The organism is Rhizobium sullae, assembly GCF_025200715.1.
Lineage (GTDB): Bacteria > Pseudomonadota > Alphaproteobacteria > Rhizobiales > Rhizobiaceae > Rhizobium > Rhizobium sullae.
In genome coordinates, this window is record NZ_CP104143.1 from 3,815,375 (window position 1) to 3,833,671 (window position 18,297).

Below are 18,297 nucleotides of genomic sequence, written 5' to 3' on the forward strand. Positions count from 1 at the left end.
GCAATTTCTACCAGACCCGCACGCGAAGACAAACAAAACTCGCGGGTAGCGTTAGGTGAATGTCAAACCGGCGGCAAAGCAGGCTGGATCTGCTGGCGAACTTGAGCGAACGGAAGCCTCTATGCGTGGAAAATATCTGAAGGTCTGCCTCGTCTTTGCGGTTGGTCTGATGTTTGCGGCGGAAGCCGTCGAACCTGCGTATGCGCAAGTGGCAAAGGGCCCGAGCGGCTTACCGCTTCCGCGGTTCGTCACGTTGAAATCGAAGCGTGTCAATCTGCGCATCGGCCCCGGCACGGATTACGCCGCGTCGTGGATGTATCTGAAGGCAGGCCTGCCGGTCGAGATTATCCAGGAATACGACAACTGGCGCCGTATCCGCGATGCGGATGGCACGGAAGGCTGGGTCAACCAATCGCTGCTGTCGGGTCAGCGCGCGGCGGTTGCTGCACCGTGGATGAAGGGCAAGGGCAAGTTCGTCTATGTCAACATGCGCCGTGAGCCGCAGTCGTCGGCGACGGTCGTCGCCAAGCTGGAGCCGGGTGTGATGATCCATATCGCCGAATGCAATGGCGATTGGTGTCATGCCGAAGCCGACGGCGCCGAAGGTTGGGTGGCGCAGTCGGAAATCTGGGGCGCTTACCCGGGCGAAGCCTTCAAATAAGCTGCGCGTCGCGGGCGGCTTCGGAAAGCGATTTCATCGGCCGCGGTCCGATCTGCTGGATGACGATCCCAGCTGCAAGGCAGCCAAGCTTGCCGCAATCTTCCAGCGTCCGCCCCTGTGTATAACCATAAAGGAAACCTGACGCGAAGAGATCGCCGGCGCCGGTCGTATCGACCACTTCCTTGATGCGGATTGCATCGACATACCAGCGCTCGTTACCCTTCAGCATAACGGCGCCGTTTTCGCTCATCGTCACGGCCGCGATCTTGCAATCCTTGGTGATCTTGTTGAGCGCTTCCTCGAAATCGTCCGTTTCATAGAGTGCGAGCACTTCCTGCCGGTTGGCGAACACGATGTCGACGGTGCCGGATCGCATAAGTTCGAGGAACTCGGCACGGTAGCGATCGACGCAGAAGCTATCCGAAAGCGTCATGGAGACTTCGCGGCCGTTCTCATGCGCGATACGGGCGCATTCGCGAATCGCCTCCTTGGCGCGCGGCGGATCCCAGAGGTAGCCTTCGAAGTAGGTCACCTTGGCTTGCGCCACGACATCGGGTTCGACGTCTTCCGGGCCGAGCTCGACGCAGGCGCCGAGATAGGTATTCATCGAGCGCTCGCCATCGTCGGTGACGAAGATCATTGAGCGGGCGGTCGGCGGGAACGTGCCCTTTGGTTTCGTCTGGTAGTGCACGCCCTGCGCCCGGATGTCGTGGGCGAAAATCTCGCCGAGCTGATCTTCCGCGACGTTGCCGAAATAGGCGGCCCTGCCGCCGAGGCTTGCAACGCCCGCGGCCGTATTGCCGGCGCTGCCGCCCGAAGCTTCGAGTGCCGGTCCCATACGCGAATAGAGAAGTTCGGCGCGTTCGGCATCGATAAGGTTCATCGCCGCCTTGGTGATGTTGTTGTCAATGAGGAACTGGTCGTCGCAGCGCGCGATGATATCGACGATGGCGTTGCCGACAGTCAGAACATCGAATTTGGTCATGAAAGGGAAGGTTCCGGATTAGATGATTGCCGGGGTCCGGTCTTACCGGAATTTCCGGGCTTTGGAAGAAAAAACGCAGGTCGGCGGCCTATTTCTTCGCAAAAATGGCGCCGATCCGTCATGCCACTGTCACTTTGGGTTTCTAAATATCTTCAGAAGCAGGCCGGCATGAGCAACCGTTGGGTTGCAGCCGGATGAGAAGGGAATGAAGCCCTTCGACTGTACCGGAGCAGGCGCTGACCACGGATGAACTGGCAGCACCGGAACCGGGTGTCCGGCAAGTCCGGATGCGAAAAAGCGGGCCGTGCCCGCTTTTTTTTTGTTTGTGGTGCGCCAGGCATGGCGCGTGGTGCGTGAGCACCGTTTGGCCGGGGTGGTATCCGGCCGCTGACTTGGAGGTGAGAGTCCTCTGCGGGCCCTGGTGATGGGAACCGTTAGCTGAACAGCAAGGGCGTCGCCGCGAGGCGGGGTCTGAAGGAAGCTGCAGGCAAAGTGCCGGCCTGACGAACAGGAAGCGCATATGAGGCGTCCGCATCCGGGCGAGGGGGCCACAACACCCGAAGCCCGATATCACTCCGGAGGGTGCGGGCGTAGATGCGACAGGTATTTGGCACGAAGGTCACGCGTCTTACCCTGGGAGGTCTGCCGACCTGCCCCTGGTTTCAGGTGGGCTACCGGCGTCGAAAGGCGTCGGGACGGGGCGGCAGAAGTCAGCAGACGCCGTAGTAGCCGGACCAAGCGGTGAAGGGCTGAACATGGAGTGCCGGACGGAGACCGGTCTTTCGATGGTGAGAACAGACGCAGAAGACGGAGTTGAGATGCTCCGTGCCCATGCCGAGAGTAGCGGCCGGAAGCCGCGAGGGCAGGCATTGGGTGCATCAGACACCACGGCAGGACCGTCATCCTCTCGACCGGAGGCGAATGAGCGACTGATGGAGACGATCCTCAGCCGCGAGAACATGATGGCGGCTTACCGCCGGGTGGTAGCGAACAAGGGTGCGCCGGGCGTCGATAAGATGACGGTGGACCAACTGAAGCCTTACCTCGCGACGCACTGGCCACACATCAGGGAAGACTTGCTGGCGGACCGCTACAGGCCGGCGCCGGTGCGCGGGGTGGAAATCCCCAAGCCCGGCGGCAAAGGGATGCGGCAATTGGGCATCCCGACCGTTCTGGACCGGCTTATCCAGCAGGCGATGCATCAGGTGCTGATGCCGATCTTCGACCCGGACTTCTCTGCCTCCTCCTACGGCTTCCGGCCGGGGCGGAGCGCCCACGATGCGGTTCTTGCCGCCCGGTCACATGTCGCCGATGGCCGCCGTTTCGTGGTCGACCTTGATCTGGAGAAGTTCTTCGACCGAGTGAACCACGATGTCCTGATGGCACGCGTGGCACGCAAGGTCACGGACAAGCGGGTGCTGCGGCTGATCCGCCGCTACCTGCAGGCCGGGCTGATGACGGGCGGGATCGAAACGGCACGCAGCGAGGGCACCCCGCAAGGCGGTCCACTCTCGCCGCTGCTATCGAACGTCCTGCTCGATGATCTCGACAAGGAGCTGGAACGGCGCGGTCATGCCTTCTGCCGCTACGCCGACGACTGCAATGTCTATGTGCGGTCGCGACGTGCCGGCGAGCGGGTCATGGCCTCGCTGACCCGCTTCCTCGCCGAGCGGCTGAAGCTCACGGTCAATGGCGCCAAAAGCGCCGTGGACCGACCATGGAAGCGCACCTTTCTTGCCTACACCATGACCGCCCATAAAGCGCCACGCTTATTGATTGCGGCGCCGAGTGTGAAGCGGCTGCGGGACAGGTTGAAGGGGGCGTTTCGCGCAGGGCGCGGTCGCGCCTTTGGCGCCACCATCAAGGACCTCGCCCCGATCCTGCGGGGTTGGATGGCCTACTTCCGGCTGACCGAAGGCAAAGGGGTCTTGGAGGAGCTTGATGGCTGGCTGCGGCGCCGGTTGCGCTGCATCCTATGGCGGCAATGGAAGCGATCAGCTACGCGCGCCATGCGGCTGAGGCAACGAGGCCTGACGGAAGAGCGTGCATGTGAATCGGCCGGCAATGGCCGCGGTCCCTGGTGGAACGCCGGGGCCAGCCACATGAACGATGCCTTCCGCAAGGCCTTCTTTGACCAACTCGGGCTGATCTCACTTCAGCAGGAGCTCCAACGCCTAAATCACGCTCGATGAACCGCCGTGTACGGAACCGTACGCACGGTGGTGTGGGAGGAGGGATGCCGTAAGGCTCCCTCCTACCCGATCCGCCAGCATCCGCACATCTCTTTGCCAATCCATTTGTCAACGAAGAAGTTTTGCTGGTAGAGCAGGGTATCCCCGCGCAAGGCATCCCTCCGCATGACAGCCATCATCTTCGACGTCCTTCCCATCTTCATCATGATCCTGATCGGCTGGTTGATCGTCAAAACCGGACTGATGAAGGCGGATGTCGGCGACGCATTGAGCGAGTTCGTTTTCAAGATTGCCGTTCCGCTGCTCCTTTTCCGCACGATTGCCGAAGCGGATTTTCATGGCGCTTCGCCGTTTCGCCTCTGGATCGCGTATTTCTCCGGCGTTGCGGTGACCTGGACCGCGGGCCACATCGCTGCGACACGTTTTTTTGGCCGTGATGATCGCATCGGCGTGCTCGCCGGCGTTTCGTCGGCATTTGCCAATACTATTTTTGTCGGCCTGCCGCTTGTTCAACGCACCGTCGGCAATGAGGGCCTGGTGCCGCTTTCCATCCTGATCGCCGTGCACCTGCCCGTCATGATGATCATCGGCACGATCATGATGGAGCGGGCAGAGCGCAAGATTGCGGGCAAGGGCGAACGCAACATACTCAACCTCTTTCGCCAGATCGGTCTCAATCTTGTCCGCAATCCGCTCGTTATCGGTCTCGCCGCAGGTGCCGCGGTGCACCTTGCAGGCCTCCCAATGCCGGCTCCGGTGGAATCCATTGTCGACCAGCTGGCCGGCGTCGCTGGACCTGTCGCCTTGGTATCGCTGGGCATGGCGCTTGAACGATACGGTGTCTCCGGCAATGTCGGCATTGCCAGCGTCACATCTGCCTTCAAATTGCTGTTGCTTCCATGCTGCGTCTGGGCTGCAAGTCATCTGGTTGGATTGACCGGCAGCTGGACCGCTGCACTGGTGTTGATCGCCGCTGTTCCAACTGGTGTCAATGCCTGGCTGATCGCCAATCGTTTCGGCGTTGGCCACAGCCTTGCAGCCTCCACAATTACGGTTACGACGGCCCTCGGCGCCATTTCGGTTTCGCTCTGGGCCTACCTGCTCGGCGCTTGACTGCAACAAAAAAGCCCGGCGTCGGCCGGGCTCTCGATTCCGTCGGAAAGCTTGCAGGACTACTGCGTAACGGTATCCGGCGCGTTCGGATCCGGCAACGCAACCGGTGCGTCTGCAAGCGTTTGCAGGTAAAGGATCACGTTCGCGCGGTCCTGTTCCTTTGGCAGACCGGCAAAGCCCATGGCCGTGCCCGGAACCTGCTTCTTCGGTGCCAGCAGGAAGTGGTTCAGGTGATCGAAGGTCCACTTTTCGCTGCCGCCCTTGGAGAAATCCTTCATGGCAGAAGAAAAGGCAAAGCCTTCATGCGAAGCGATCGGGCGATCGACGAGACCATAGAGGTTCGGGCCGACTTTGTTCGGCCCTCCCTTCGTCGCGTCATGACAGGACTGACACTTCTTGAATACCGTTTCGCCAGCCTTGGCATCCGCGCTGGCAAGAAGCTTGGCGATCGGAGTTACAGTTGCGGGTGCAGCCTCACCGCCACCGCCACCGCCAGCAGCAGGCGCCTCTTCTGCGACAATGGCGAAACCTTCCTTCTCCGGCGCTTCGGAGTGGAAGATCCCTTCGGACGCGATCGACACTGACATCAGGACGAAAATCGTTCCGAGCAGCGCCCCAACGCCCATATTGACATAAGAATTCATCTGCAATGCTCCCCGTGCAGTCGGCAGACCCTAAAAGGCACCATCTTGAAATCGCGCGGAACCTATGTCTTTTGGCAATTCGTTGCAACTGTCTAAATGGTCTTGTACGTGAGACTTTTTGACACTTTCCTGCCTGGAATAGAAGGTCCGAACGATGACAGGTTCAAATTTAGATGACGTGCTGGTTCTGATCCCCGCCCGCATGGCGTCCACCCGCCTTCCCGGCAAGCCGCTGGCCGATATTTGCGGACTGCCGATGATCGTCCAGGTGGCTTTGCGGGCGAAGGAAGCGGAGATCGGACGCGTCGTCGTCGCGGTCGATGATCAGCAGGTATTTGACGTTGTCGCGAAAGCCGGTTTTGAAGTCGTCATGACCAGCAAGGACCATCAGGTAGGGTCCGATCGTATCTATGAGGCTCTGACGAAGGTGGATCCTGAAGGCCACGCGAAATTCATCGTCAATGTTCAGGGCGATCTGCCAACCGTCGATCGCGAGACAGTGCGTGCGTCGCTGCGTCCATTGGAAAACGAGACGACTGACATCGCAACGCTCGCGGTGGTTATAGACGATGAAGCAGACAAGACTGCGCCGCACATTGTCAAGGTCGTGGGATCGCCGATCTCCGAGACGCGGCTACGATCGCTCTATTTTACCCGAGCAACGGCGCCATACGGTAACGGTCCCCTCTATCACCATATCGGGCTCTATACCTATCGCCGGGCAGCGCTCGAACGCTATGTCTCGCTTGGCCCGTCGGTCCTCGAAAAACGCGAATCGCTGGAGCAGCTTCGCGCGCTGGAAGCAGGCATGCGCATCGACGTGGAAATCGTTAAAACCGTTCCGCTTGGGGTCGATACGCCAGCCGATCTCGAGAAAGCCCGCCGCATTCTTTCGGCAAGGAAGGCATGAAGGACATCGTCATGAACATCAAGACCAACCGAATCTCTTTTCAAGGCGAATTCGGCGCGAATTCCGACATGGCCTGCCGTGACATGTTCCCGACAATGGAGCCGTTGCCTTGCCAGACTTTTGAAGACGCCTTCATGGCGGTCGACAATGGCGAAGCCGATATTGCGATGATCCCGATCGAAAACACGATCGCGGGCCGGGTCGCCGATATTCATCATCTCCTACCGGAGTCGCGGCTGCACATCATCGCCGAATACTTCATGCCGATCCGCTTTCAGCTGATGGTGCTGCCCGGCGTTTTGAAGGACGAGATACGCACCGTGCATAGCCACATCCATGCGCTAGGCCAATGCCGGAAGATCGTGCGCGCAAATGGCTGGAAGCCGGTGATCGCAGGAGATACGGCTGGTGCCGCGAAGCTCGTCAAGGAAACCGGCGACCGGACCATGGCGGCGCTTGCGCCGCGCCTTGCAGCCGAGCTCTATCACCTCGACATCGTTGCCGAAAATGTCGAGGACACGGAGAGCAATGTTACCCGCTTCGTCGTGCTCTCCCGCGACGAAGAATGGGCAAACCGCGGCTCCGACGAAGAAAAGATCGTCACGACCTTCGTCTTCAACGTCCGAAACATTCCGGCTGCACTCTATAAGGCGCTCGGCGGTTTCGCGACGAACAATATCAACATGACGAAGCTCGAAAGCTATCAGCTCGGCGGCAAATTCGTGGCGACGCAGTTTTATGCCGATATCGAAGGCCATCCGAACGATGCCCATGTGCGCCGGGCTTTGGAAGAGTTGCGGTTCTTTTCGGAGAATGTCCGCATTCTCGGCGTCTACACGGGCCATCCGATGCGGGGCCAACTGCACAAGTGACAGAAGGGCGCCTGCGGGCGCCCTTCTTCCTGTCTTTTACTTGTCCGGTTCGCAAACGCGCAACCGGTGGCCGTCCGGATCGAGCGCGACAAAGGTCGGGCCGAAATCGAGATCCGTCAGCTCCTGAGCAATCGGCAGGCCGCGTCTTCGCCAATCCTCGTATTGTTTGGCAACAGCATTCTCGCCGGCCACCATGAAGGCAACCTCGCCGCGATTGCCGATCGCGGAAGGTTGCGGCGCGACCGTGCTGCGCCGCCAAAGGCCGAGCGTGAAGCCGCCGTCGAGCGGAAACGCGACGAAATTAGGTGCGGCGACACCGGGTTCGCGGCCGAGTAGATCCTTGTAAAAGGTCGCACTTTCCGCGGGATCCTTGACGTAAAGAATGATGAGATTCGGGCTGGTCATATCGTTGTCCCTCGTATTTGGAATTGTTTGCACAGATTCAGCGCTTGCCGGCCATTGGCCACGGCAAGCGCTGAACCCGCCGTTGATGCGGCGGCGCTACGTCGGTGAGGCGGCGTGGTGAATTCAGTTGCTCTCGTGGTGCGGGTGGTTCCAGTCCATGAACCCGATATCGCGCTTCATGTAATCGGACATCGCATCGAGATCGAGCTGAGGATAGCGGCTCCGCACCATCCTGCGCGATGCGTTCAGCATCATTCGCAGCATTAGAGATTGCGGATATCTCGCTTGTCTGGGTGTGTCCTCGGCAACTCGATTTCCGTGCGTCGATCGGGTGGGATTCAGGGTCGTCATCATCGGTCCTCCGGTTTGGGATTGGTCCGATAGTAACGCTGACCACTGTCAGTTTATGGCAGTATCCTCAGGTCTCTGCTGGGACGTCCTGCTGCTCGCGCCATTCCTTGAGAAGAACGGCACGCCGTCGCGGATAGCGCAGCTCCTGGGGCGCTATTTCGACAATGCGGTCAGTGCGGAAGTGGCGGTAATCCTGCCGCAACTCGCACCAGGCGACCATGACGCGGACTTGCTCGAAAAAGCTGATCGCGAAAGGCCAGACGCGGCGGACGGTGACCGCGCCGCCTTCGTCCGTGTAGGTCAGTTTAAGAATACGTTCGGCCCGGATCGCTTTGCGGATGATGCCGAGATCGGCCTTGTCCTCAAAGCGAGGACGGAAATTGACCAGAAGCGTCGAGGTGTCGATCTCGTCGCGCATCTCGCGCGGCAGGACGTCCGCAATCTTCGCCAGCGCGTCGGCGCCGGCGGCAGCAAGACGCGGATCGGCGGCGCGGGCGACCCAGCGCGAACCGAGGACTAGTGCCTCGATTTCGTCCTGGGAAAACATCATCGGCGGCAGCATGAAGCCGGGCTTCAAAACGTAGCCGATGCCGGGTTCGCCTTCAATCAGGGCGCCCTGCCCCTGGAGGCTGGCGATATCGCGATAGAGTGTGCGGATGCTGACGCCTGTTTCCGTCGCCAAGACGGCACCGCTCACCGGACGGCGGTAGCGCCGCAATGTCTGAAGCAGGGTCAGAAGGCGTTCCGAGCGCGCCATCGCATCAGCCTATTGCTTTTTCCACTCCACCCAATCGCGCATCAGGCGGTGCGCGATAGCGCCTTTGGGCGGCGAAGCCTGGCCGTTGGCGCCGGGGCGTTCGAGCATTTCAAGTGTTTCCTCGCGGGTGAACCAGCGGCAATCCTCCAGTTCCGATTCGTCGCGATGAACCTCCGTCGATTTAGCTTCGGCATAGCAGCCGATCATCAGCGTATGCGGCATCGGCCACGGTTGCGAAGCGTGGTAGCGAATCCGGCCAGTCCTGATGCCGGATTCCTCCAGCGTCTCGCGGCGCACGGCATTTTCGATCGTTTCGCCGGGCTCGACGAATCCGGCGAGGCAGGAATACATGCCCGGTGTAAAATGATGGCTGCGGCCGAGAAGGCAAAGGTCGCGCTGTTCGTCAATCGTCAGCATGATGACCACAGGGTCGGTGCGCGGGAAGATCATGTGTTCGCAGGCCGTGCACACCCGCTTATAGCCGCCAATGCGCATCTCCATCGTGCCGCCGCAGCGGCCGCAGAAGCGGTTGTCGCCGTTCCAGCGGATGAGGCTTGCGGCCTGGGCGAATTCACCCAACAGTACTTCGTCAACGAGTTGGTCGCGGTAGAGGGTTCGGCCGTCGGCAGGCTTGTAGTGGCTTTCGAGATCCTCGGCAGGAATCCCGACAGGAACGGCGAGCCGCGGTTCGCCTGTCTTGCGGTAGCCGAGCAAGATCGTCTCGTCCCAATGTGGCTGCAGCTCCTGCAGTTCGTAACGGGCAAACAGTGGATCGAGCACTTGGCCATCATGCTTCAGGACGAGCTTGTCCTTGGTGAAGGCGAAGATATGCGTGCCGTCCTTCGCCAGCGCCCCTTCGACGGACTGCTCGTCGCGATGTTCGGAATCGCGGTTGAGGTCGTTTGCGGCGAAGGCCGTGAGATTGCTGGGTTCCGGATGTGGAACATCCGAATCGAAAAGCGAACGGTTCATGATGAAAGGGCTTCCCGCAACTTCGCTATGAATTCATCTCTCTTGCCGGCTTCGTAGGGTTCGGCCTTACCGAAGCTCCAGACAGGGCCTGGCCAGTTGGCATCGCCTTCGGAGCGGGCAATAACATGAACATGAAGCTGACGCACGATATTGCCAAGAGCCCCGATATTGATTTTTGTGGCACCGGTGATTTTCTTCAGCGCAGCCGCGGTCATTTCCGTTTCGAAGGTGAGGAGCACCTGATCGAGCGGCGTGAGTTCGAAGAGCTCCGTGATGTTGGCCCTGCGCGGCACCAGGATCAGCCACGGCCAGCGAGCGTCTTTCGACAGTCGAAGATCGCACAGACCGGTCTGCATGACGCGGTCGCTGTCGCTCTCCAGCCGGCGGTCGAGAATGAAATCGTCCAACAGGCCATTCCTCCATATTTTTCCTATGATTAGCAGTTTTTTTTTAGCTTGGCTTGCTTTTGATGGCGATATTGCCGATATGTGCATTCGGGAGGTTGGTGGTGGACGAGCCACTCGCCAACCGGGTCAGGTCCGGAAGGAAGCAGCCCTAACGAGCCCGGCACGGGTCATCGTGCCAGCCTCCCACCCTTCTCTCTTCCAAAAATGCCCGGCGTTCCGGGCGATAAGCAGGGCGATGAGCGACACCGAGCGACAGTCACAAGATGCCGCCTCGACGGGCACCGGATACCGGGTGCTGGCACGCAAATACCGCCCCAAGGATTTCACGGACCTCATGGTCGGCCAGGAGCCGATGGTCCGCACGCTAACCAACGCCTTCGAGACCGGCCGTATTGCGCAGGCTTACATGCTGACCGGCGTTCGCGGCGTCGGCAAGACGACGACGGCCCGTATTCTGGCGCGCGCGCTGAATTACAAGACGCCGGACATCGACAAGCCGACGATCGACCTGCGCGTGCCGGGCGAGCATTGCCAGGCGATCATGGAAGGCCGTCATGTCGATGTGATCGAGATGGACGCTGCTTCTCATACCGGCATCGACGATATCCGCGAAATCATCGAGCAGGTGCGTTACCGCCCGGTGTCTGCGCGCTACAAGGTCTATATCATCGATGAAGTGCACATGCTTTCGACGCAGGCTTTCAACGGCTTGCTGAAGACCCTGGAAGAGCCGCCGGAGCATGTGAAGTTCATTTTCGCGACCACCGAAATCCGCAAGGTTCCGATTACCGTTCTGTCGCGCTGCCAGCGCTTCGATCTGCGCCGTATCAGTGCGTCGGATCTCGTCGGCCTGTTCTCGGTCATCGCAGCGAAGGAAGGCATCGATGCGGAGCCGGATGCGCTGGCGATGATCGCGCGCGCTGCCGAAGGCTCGGCACGCGATGGTCTTTCGCTGCTCGACCAGGCAATCGCCCATGGCAGCGGGGCAGTCCAGGCGGAAGCGGTGCGCGGCATGCTCGGCCTTGCCGACCGCGCCCGTATCGTTGATCTCTTCCAGCATGTCGCCAGAGGCGACGTCGCCGCAGCGCTTGCCGAATTCCAGGCGCAGTATGAGGCCGGCGCAAATCCTGTCGTCGTATTGACCGATCTTGCCGATTTCACCCATCTCGTCACCCGGTTGAAATATGTGCCGGACGCCGCTAATGACCCATCGCTTAGCGAAGTCGAGCGCACCAGGGCTTCCGAGTTCGCTCAAGGAATTGCGGTGACGACGCTGTCGCGCATCTGGCAGATGCTGTTGAAAGGCATTCCCGAAACCGAAAGCTCTTCGCGCACGGCCGGTGCCGCGGAAATGGTGCTGATCCGGCTTGCGCATGCAGCACATCTGCCGGCACCCGAAGATGCAGCACGGCGGCTCGCCGAGCTCTCCGAGAATGGCGGCTCACGTCCCTCGCCTACGCCGTCGGGTAACGGCGGCAATGGCGCCCATGTACCATATCAATCAGCAATAGCCACACGCGCGGCGGAGAGTACGCCGAGGCCGCAGCCTTCGGGGGGGGCGGCCACGATGCTGCGTGCTGTACCCAATTCCGATCCGCAGCCGATGCAGGCAGGTCGCATCGAGACGAAGCCGACAGAAGCGCCGACGCCGCTTGTTCCCGTCAAATCGATCGCCGATATCGTCAATCTCGCGACCGAGAAGCGCGATCCGAAGCTGAGGGCGCTGGTCCGCAATTTCGTTCGGCCGGTGAAGATCGAGAAAGGCCGCCTCGACGTGAACCTCATTGAGGGCGCACCGACGACGCTGCTCAACGAACTGGCTGTCAAACTGAAGGAGTGGACCGGCATCCACTGGATCGTCAGCCTCAGCCGTGAGGCCGGCGATCCGACGATGGTCGAGGCGGAAGCCAAGGCCAAGGAGCAGCAGGTGAGCGACGCCCGGCAGGATCCGGATGTGGCAGCGATCCTCGCTCAGTTCCCGGGCGCAAAGATCATCGATGTTAGAGTGAGAGCATCCGAACCGGAAGAGGAGGGCGAGGCGAAGCCGCCCGCGGCCGCCGAATCCGAAGAGGGCGACATTCTGCCCGGCGACGACATAGAATTCTAAGAGTTGAAGAAGGAAGCAGGCGATGCGCGACATCATGGGCATGATGGGCAAAGTCAAGGAAATGCAGGCCAAGATGGAGCAGATGCAGGCGGAAATCGCCGAGCTTCAGGCCGAAGGCAAGGCGGGCGGCGGTCTCGTGACCGTTGTCATCAGCGGCAAGGGTGAACTGAAGAGCTTAAAAATCGACCCGTCGCTCTTCAAAGAAGACGACGTCGAGATCCTCGAAGACCTGATCGTTGCCGCTCATAAGGACGCCAAGGACAAGGCGGAGGCCGCCGCAGCCGAAAAGACAAAGGCGCTCACGGCCGGCCTGCCGATCCCGCCCGGCTTCAAGATGCCGTTCTGAGCTTAGCAGTCATCTTCACGGAGGAGACCGGCGATGACGCTGACCAGTCTCATTGTTTTTGCCGGCGCTCTTTTCATGGCCGCCGGCTCGCCGGGGCCGAGTGTCGCGGCGCTTGTCGCCCGCGTGCTGTCGAAGGGTGCCCGCGATGTTCTGCCTTTTCTCGCCGCCATGTGGATCGGCGAGGCGATCTGGCTGACTTGCGCGGTGGCGGGCCTTGCTGCCGTTGCCGAAACCTTCCATTGGGCCTTCGTCGCCATCAAATGGCTCGGTGTCTGCTACCTACTTTATCTCGCATGGAAGATGTGGTTCGTCTCGTCTGATACGAGCGAGGAAAAGCTGCCTGAAGCGCAATCCGCCGCAAAACTCTTCTTTGGGGGCATGACGGTGACGCTTGGCAATCCGAAGATCATGATGTTCTACGTCGCCCTGCTGCCATCGATCATCGATATCCATTCGGTGACGATTATAGGTTGGGCAGAACTCGTCGCGACCATGTTCGTCGTGCTGGTCCTGATCGACGTTAGCTGGGCATTACTTGCCGCAAAAGCCCGCGGCTTCCTGAAAAGCCGCCGTGCGGTTCGGATCGCGAACCGTGCCAGCGCCGGAACCATGGCCGGTGCCGCTGTCGCAATCGCGATGCGCTGATCTTAATTGCCGGGCAGCCATTCGGGGTTGCCGGTGCAGACGGCGCGTATTTTCAGCATAAGGCCGATTCTTTCCGCGATTCCGTTTTGGCAACATATGAGCTAAGAACGGCAAATGGCAAAGCGAGTCACCGGCCCCGAAATTGAAAAACTCATCCAGCTTCTGGCGAAGGTGCCGGGTCTCGGGCCTCGCTCGGCCCGGCGCGCGGCGCTACACCTCATCAAGAAGAAGGACCAGCTGCTCGGACCGCTGTCGAGCGCGATGGGCGAAGCCTACGACAAGGTGAAAATCTGCTCGCGCTGCGGCAATGTCGATACAGTCGATCCCTGCACGGTCTGCACCGATGAGCGCCGCGACCAGTCCGTCATCATCGTCGTCGAGGATGTTTCCGATCTCTGGGCATTGGAACGCGCCGGGGTGATGAACGCTGCATATCATGTTCTCGGCGGCACGCTTTCGCCGCTCGATGGCGTCGGGCCGGATGACCTGAACATTCGCGGACTGATCGATCGCGTCGGGGAGGGTGGTATTCGCGAACTCATCATCGCCGTCAACGCGACCGTCGAGGGTCAAACCACAGCGCACTATATAACGGACCAGCTGGCGGGATTGGACGTGAAGATCACGCGGCTGGCGCATGGCGTGCCGGTCGGCGGCGAACTCGACTACCTCGACGAGGGGACATTGGCTGCAGCGCTTCGCGCGCGGACAGTGATTTAGAGGAGATGAGTATGAGTATTTTCGGCCGCCTTGCCGTCGTGAGCGTAGCGCTAGTGGCGCTGTCGCATTTGCCGGCCGCGGCTGCCTCGAAAGCCGATGTCGAAGCGCAGTTTCGGAAATGGGTTTTGAGTGAATTGCGTCCGGAAGCGGAGAAAAACGGCATATCAGCAAAGACATTCCAGGCGGCTTTTTCGGGCGTGGTACTCAACTGGAGTCTCCCCGATCTTGCACCTCCCGGATTCCCACCGCCGAAGGAACGCAAGCAGACGCAGGCGGAGTTTTCTTCGCCGGGTCCGTATTTCAATGAGGACCGGCTGAAGAAGCTGGCGGCAACCGGACGTGGTTTTGCCTCGCAATATGCCTCGACGCTGAGGCGCATCGAAAAGACTTATGGCGTGCCGGGTTCGATTGTGCTGGCGATCTGGGGCCGCGAGACGGGATTCGGGGCGGCAAAGATCCCCAATTCGGCAATCGAGGTGCTGGCGACCAAGGCCTTCATGTCGACCCGCAAAGAAATGTTCCGTGTCGAGCTGATTGCCGCACTTCACATTCTCGATGGCGGTGATGTGGCGCCTGCCGATTTCAAGAGCTCTTGGGCCGGCGCGCTCGGCCAACCGCAATTCATGCCGACCAGCTATCTGAAATATGCGGTCGATTTCGACGGTGACGGGCACCGCAATATCTGGACGTCGGTGCCGGACACGCTGGCATCCATAGCCAGCTATCTTGTCGAGAAGGGTTGGCAGCGCAACCGCGATTGGGGCTTCGAGGTGACGATCCCGGCAACAGTCTCCTGCGCGCAGGAAGGACCGGACCTTGCAAAGCCGCTCTCGCATTGGGCTTCGCTCGGCATCGATCGCATCTCGGGCAAGGGCTTTCCATCTGGCGAGATGAAGGCTGAAGGCATGATGCTGGTGCCGGCCGGGCGTGATGGGCCGGAATTCCTCGTCACGCCGAACTTCTACATCATCAAGGAATACAACAACTCCGATCTCTATGCGCTCTATATCGGCAACCTCGCCGACCGGATCGCCTATGGCTCGGGCGCTTTTCAGGGTGCCTGGGGCGATGTCGGCAAAATGCTGCGCTCCGATGTAGCGGCAATGCAGAAGGCGCTCGAGCGCCAGGGCTACGATGTCGGCGGGTCGGACGGCTTGCCGGGCTATAAAACCCGCCGCTCGATTGGGCAGTGGCAGGAAAAGAATGGAATGAAACCAACCTGCTTCCCCGATGCTTCGATGAAGGGAAAGTTGAAATAAGCTTTCAGAGACTGCGTTTCAGCCCCTCATGGCTCGCGGTGAAGCCGAGCTTTTCATAAAAGCGAATGGAATCCGTCCGGGATTTGTCGGAGGTGAGCTGCACGATCTTGCAGCCCCGCGCGCGGCATGTTTCGACTGCCCATTCGATGAATGCGGTGCCCAGACCGCTGCCGCGCGCTTCCCTTGCAATCCTTACGCTCTCGATCTGCCCGCGCCATGTGCCGGTGCGCGACAGGCCGGGAATGAACGAAAGCTGCAGGCAGCCGATGACGTGGTCCTTTTGATCCACGGCAACCACCAGCAGTTGGTTTTCATCCGCATCGATCGCGGCAAAGGCGGTCTGATAGCGCTGATCGATGGGATCGGTAACGAATTCTCTTCCTTGGCCGATATCGTCGTCTGCAAGCAGCCGGATGATATCGATAAGATCGGTTTCGCGGGCTTTTCGGAACGAATGCGTCATCGCAGTGACTCAATGGTGAAGATCGATCGGCGCCTTGTGAAAGACATCGTCGGATGGCGGGATGGTCTGCCGCTCGATCATGCGGTGAACATGCGGCGCAGCCGTGCCGCGGTGGAGGGCGCGCAATCGATCATAGTTTTCAGCATCGGCCTGCGTGCGGCGCTGATTGTGGCGGATGTACTCGACCCAGGTCGGCGTGTGATACGTCTCGGTCCAGGTGCCGGGACTTTCGAGGTCGCGCATTAGCGCCCAGTTGCGTGCGCCGTCGCGGATGCGGATGCGCCGCCGTTCCCCCATTAGCTTCAGGAATTCCGGCAGATCGTTATCGCCAATCTGATAATCGACCTGGATGACGATCGGCCCGCTCCGGGGCGTGATATCGAGGCCGAGGGCAGGCTCGGTGAAGCGGTTGAGCGGATCGAGATTGAGCGAGGCAAAGGCCGGCATCGAGAAGCGAAAGCCGATAACGATGCCGATCATCATCACCGCGGCTGAGCCATAGAGCGCGCTCGACACGCCGAAGCGGTCGGCAGCGACACCCCAGAGCCAGCTGCCGGCGGCAATCCCGCCGAAGGTGACCGTCTGATAAAGTGAAAGCGCCCGGCCGACGACCCAGCGTGGCGTCGAAAGCTGCACAATCGTGTTGAACAGTGAAAGCGCTAGCACCCAGCACGCGCCGGAAACGAGCAGCCCGACGGAGGTGAGCACGGCAAACTGGCTCGACGCAGCAATCACCATGCTGATGGCAAAGCCAGTAAAGGCGTAGCGGATGATGGCCTCGCTGCTGAACATCTCGCGCAAGCGCGCATTGAGCGCCCCGCCACCGATTGCGCCAATGCCGAAGGAGCCGAGCATGAAGCCGTAGGTCAGCGGCCCGCCGGCGACGAGATCGATCGCGACGATCGGCAGAAGCGCGAGCACCGAGCTTGCGCCGATACCGAAGATCAAACCGCGGATCAGCACCTTTTCGAGGTTCGGCGACATTGAGACATACCGAAGACCGGCGGAGATCGCACTCCCGAGGCTTTCCCTCGGAAGGGTGGAAACAGGCAGCGACGGCTTCCAGCGCGTGAGCGCATAGATGAGCGCGAAATAACTGGCCGTATTCACCATGAAAGCAGCGGCGGCGCCCGCCGTCGCGACAATCACGCCGCCGATGGCGGGGCCGACGCTGCGGGTCATGTTGAAGCCCATGCTGTTCAGCGTTACCGCATTCGGCAGATCGGCGCGCGGCACCATATCGCCGACGGAAGCCTGCCAGGATGGGTTGTTGAGCGCAGTACCGCAGCCAATCAGGAAGGTGAAGAACAGGAGCAGCCAGGGCGTGATCCAGCCGAGCAAGGCGCAGGCGGTTAGAATAATCGAGACGGCCAGCATGAGAAATTGCGCCGTCAGCATCACCCGCCGCCGGTCGAAATTGTCGGCAAGCGCGCCTGAAATGAGCGAAAACAGCATGATGGGAAGTGCTGTCGAGGTCTGGACCAGCGCCACCATGTCCTCGGAAGCCGTGAGGGTCGTCATCATCCACGCGGCGCCCACCGCCTGGACCAAGCCGCCGAAATTCGAGGCGAGGCTTGCGAACCAGATTGTGCGGTAGGTTTCATGCTTCAGCGGCGCCAGCGTTGATGAATTGGATGGCACGATTCCTCCCGCTTGCTAAATTCTCCCTCGGCTCCAATATATGATGAACCTCGACGGTGGCTAGGCGCGATTGCGCCGCCGCGGCGCATTTGAGCCGAGAGCTTGCAATTTCATAAAAACGGGCCTATATGCCACTCAAATTCTTGATCGTGCGATGAAGAGTGGGCCGCAAGGACCCGCTCTTTTTTATTAGCGCGATCGTCCAAATGCATGAAAATTGCGAGGAGCGCATCGCTTGTCGGATCCGACGAACGCAGACAATGAACTTGAGCCGCGGCTGATTACCGAAACCGGGCTTGACCAGCGCCTTGCCGACATCATCGAACCTGTGCTCGTCGGCATGGGCTTCCGCCTGATCCGCGTGCGCATGCTCAACCAGAACGGCGCTACGCTGCAGATCATGGCAGAGCGCAACAATGGCACGATGAGCGTCGAAGACTGCGAAGAGGTCTCGATGGCTATTTCTCCGGTTCTTGATGTGGAAGATCCGATCGATCGGGAGTATCATCTAGAGGTGTCTTCGCCCGGTATCGACCGCCCTTTGGTGCGGAAATCCGATTTCACCCGTTGGCAAGGACACCTTGTGAAGTGCGAAACGTCGATCATAATCGGCAACCGCAAGCGCTTTCGCGGAAAGATCATCGAAGCGAACGCGGATGGTTTCACGCTCGAACGTGACCAGGTTGCCTATGGCGAAGAGCAGAAGGTCACCATTCCCTTCACGGCGCTCAGCGATGCGAAGCTCATTCTGACCGACGATCTGATCCGCGATGCGCTACGCGCCGATAAGGCCGCGAAAGCGCAGGCAGCGAACCAGAACGAAGCGGAAGACGAAGAATAACCGATC

20 protein-coding genes and 1 other RNA gene are annotated in these 18,297 nt (G+C 60.2%); 12 read left to right on the forward strand and 9 right to left on the reverse strand.

The annotated features are described in order from the left end of the window. Positions 1-121: 121 nt before the first annotated feature. Positions 122-661 (forward strand): SH3 domain-containing protein, encoded by a 540-nt coding sequence (locus N2599_RS18840; RefSeq protein WP_027511935.1) that lies wholly within the window; start codon positions 122-124, stop codon positions 659-661. Here the strand turns inward: N2599_RS18840 and N2599_RS18845 are convergent. Continuing rightward, positions 654-1,646, reverse strand: a complete 993-nt coding sequence (locus tag N2599_RS18845) for an adenosine kinase (RefSeq protein WP_027511934.1) — start codon at positions 1,644-1,646, stop codon at positions 654-656. The genes N2599_RS18840 and N2599_RS18845 overlap by 8 nt on opposite strands. Before the next feature lie 932 nt (positions 1,647-2,578). On the opposite strand from N2599_RS18845, the gene ltrA reads away from it, so the two are divergent. Both ltrA and N2599_RS18855 read left to right on the forward strand, forming a co-directional pair. Further along, positions 2,579-3,838 (forward strand): group II intron reverse transcriptase/maturase, encoded by a 1,260-nt coding sequence (ltrA, locus tag N2599_RS18850; protein ID WP_260307469.1) that lies wholly within the window; start codon positions 2,579-2,581, stop codon positions 3,836-3,838. A gap of 165 nt (positions 3,839-4,003) precedes the next feature. Next, on the forward strand, positions 4,004-4,951 hold the full coding sequence (locus N2599_RS18855; RefSeq protein WP_027513592.1) for an AEC family transporter: 948 nt from the start codon (positions 4,004-4,006) through the stop codon (positions 4,949-4,951). A 59-nt stretch (positions 4,952-5,010) separates the two neighbouring features. Here N2599_RS18855 and N2599_RS18860 read toward each other — a convergent pair whose 3' ends face one another. Continuing rightward, entirely contained in the window at positions 5,011-5,595 is a 585-nt protein-coding gene (locus N2599_RS18860; RefSeq protein WP_027513591.1) for a c-type cytochrome, read from the reverse strand. Positions 5,596-5,749: 154 nt separating this feature from the next. On the opposite strand from N2599_RS18860, the gene N2599_RS18865 reads away from it, so the two are divergent. Together N2599_RS18865 and N2599_RS18870 are read left to right on the forward strand one after the other, a co-directional pair. Continuing rightward, on the forward strand, positions 5,750-6,505 hold the full coding sequence (locus N2599_RS18865; protein ID WP_027513590.1) for a 3-deoxy-manno-octulosonate cytidylyltransferase: 756 nt from the start codon (positions 5,750-5,752) through the stop codon (positions 6,503-6,505). Positions 6,506-6,516: 11 nt separating this feature from the next. Beyond that, on the forward strand, positions 6,517-7,377 hold the full coding sequence (locus N2599_RS18870; RefSeq protein ID WP_027513589.1) for a prephenate dehydratase: 861 nt from the start codon (positions 6,517-6,519) through the stop codon (positions 7,375-7,377). A 36-nt stretch (positions 7,378-7,413) separates the two neighbouring features. Here N2599_RS18870 and N2599_RS18875 read toward each other — a convergent pair whose 3' ends face one another. The 5 genes from N2599_RS18875 to N2599_RS18895 form a co-directional block, all read right to left on the reverse strand. After that, positions 7,414-7,782, reverse strand: a complete 369-nt coding sequence (locus tag N2599_RS18875; RefSeq protein WP_027513588.1) for a VOC family protein — start codon at positions 7,780-7,782, stop codon at positions 7,414-7,416. Between the two features lie 123 nt (positions 7,783-7,905). Further along, positions 7,906-8,136, reverse strand: a complete 231-nt coding sequence (locus N2599_RS18880) for a hypothetical protein (protein ID WP_027513587.1) — start codon at positions 8,134-8,136, stop codon at positions 7,906-7,908. Between the two features lie 64 nt (positions 8,137-8,200). Then, positions 8,201-8,890: a helix-turn-helix transcriptional regulator gene (locus N2599_RS18885; protein WP_027513586.1), complete on the reverse strand. Its 690-nt coding sequence runs from the start codon at positions 8,888-8,890 to the stop codon at positions 8,201-8,203. 9 nt (positions 8,891-8,899) lie between these two features. Continuing rightward, positions 8,900-9,862, reverse strand: a complete 963-nt coding sequence (gene nudC / locus N2599_RS18890) for an NAD(+) diphosphatase (protein ID WP_027513585.1) — start codon at positions 9,860-9,862, stop codon at positions 8,900-8,902. Further along, positions 9,859-10,269, reverse strand: a complete 411-nt coding sequence (locus N2599_RS18895) for an HIT domain-containing protein (RefSeq protein ID WP_027513584.1) — start codon at positions 10,267-10,269, stop codon at positions 9,859-9,861. The genes nudC and N2599_RS18895 overlap by 4 nt, the downstream gene beginning before the upstream one ends. A gap of 90 nt (positions 10,270-10,359) precedes the next feature. Here N2599_RS18895 and ffs point away from each other — a divergent pair. From ffs to N2599_RS18925, 6 genes are all read left to right on the forward strand, one after another. After that, positions 10,360-10,456, forward strand: an RNA gene (ffs, locus tag N2599_RS18900) — signal recognition particle sRNA small type. A gap of 48 nt (positions 10,457-10,504) precedes the next feature. After that, positions 10,505-12,376, forward strand: coding sequence for a DNA polymerase III subunit gamma/tau (locus N2599_RS18905; protein WP_027513583.1), 1,872 nt, complete (start codon positions 10,505-10,507; stop codon positions 12,374-12,376). Positions 12,377-12,398: 22 nt separating this feature from the next. Further along, entirely contained in the window at positions 12,399-12,722 is a 324-nt protein-coding gene (locus tag N2599_RS18910) for a YbaB/EbfC family nucleoid-associated protein (protein ID WP_027513582.1), read from the forward strand. 33 nt (positions 12,723-12,755) lie between these two features. Continuing rightward, positions 12,756-13,367 (forward strand): LysE family translocator, encoded by a 612-nt coding sequence (locus tag N2599_RS18915; RefSeq protein ID WP_027513581.1) that lies wholly within the window; start codon positions 12,756-12,758, stop codon positions 13,365-13,367. Positions 13,368-13,481: 114 nt separating this feature from the next. Next, on the forward strand, positions 13,482-14,087 hold the full coding sequence (recR, locus tag N2599_RS18920) for a recombination mediator RecR (protein ID WP_027513580.1): 606 nt from the start codon (positions 13,482-13,484) through the stop codon (positions 14,085-14,087). Positions 14,088-14,098: 11 nt separating this feature from the next. Then, on the forward strand, positions 14,099-15,346 hold the full coding sequence (locus N2599_RS18925; RefSeq protein ID WP_027513579.1) for a lytic murein transglycosylase: 1,248 nt from the start codon (positions 14,099-14,101) through the stop codon (positions 15,344-15,346). Between the two features lie 4 nt (positions 15,347-15,350). Here N2599_RS18925 and N2599_RS18930 read toward each other — a convergent pair whose 3' ends face one another. Together N2599_RS18930 and N2599_RS18935 are read right to left on the reverse strand one after the other, a co-directional pair. Next, a complete protein-coding gene (locus N2599_RS18930) occupies positions 15,351-15,809 on the reverse strand; it encodes a GNAT family N-acetyltransferase (RefSeq protein WP_027513578.1) in 459 nt (152 codons plus the stop codon). Positions 15,810-15,818: 9 nt separating this feature from the next. Continuing rightward, positions 15,819-17,450: an MFS transporter gene (locus N2599_RS18935; RefSeq protein ID WP_027513577.1), complete on the reverse strand. Its 1,632-nt coding sequence runs from the start codon at positions 17,448-17,450 to the stop codon at positions 15,819-15,821. Positions 17,451-17,685: 235 nt separating this feature from the next. On the opposite strand from N2599_RS18935, the gene rimP reads away from it, so the two are divergent. After that, the gene (gene rimP / locus N2599_RS18940; RefSeq protein WP_027513576.1) at positions 17,686-18,291 is read left to right on the forward strand and encodes a ribosome maturation factor RimP; all 606 of its coding nucleotides are present in this window, start codon (positions 17,686-17,688) and stop codon (positions 18,289-18,291) included. The last annotated feature ends 6 nt before the right edge of the window (positions 18,292-18,297 follow it).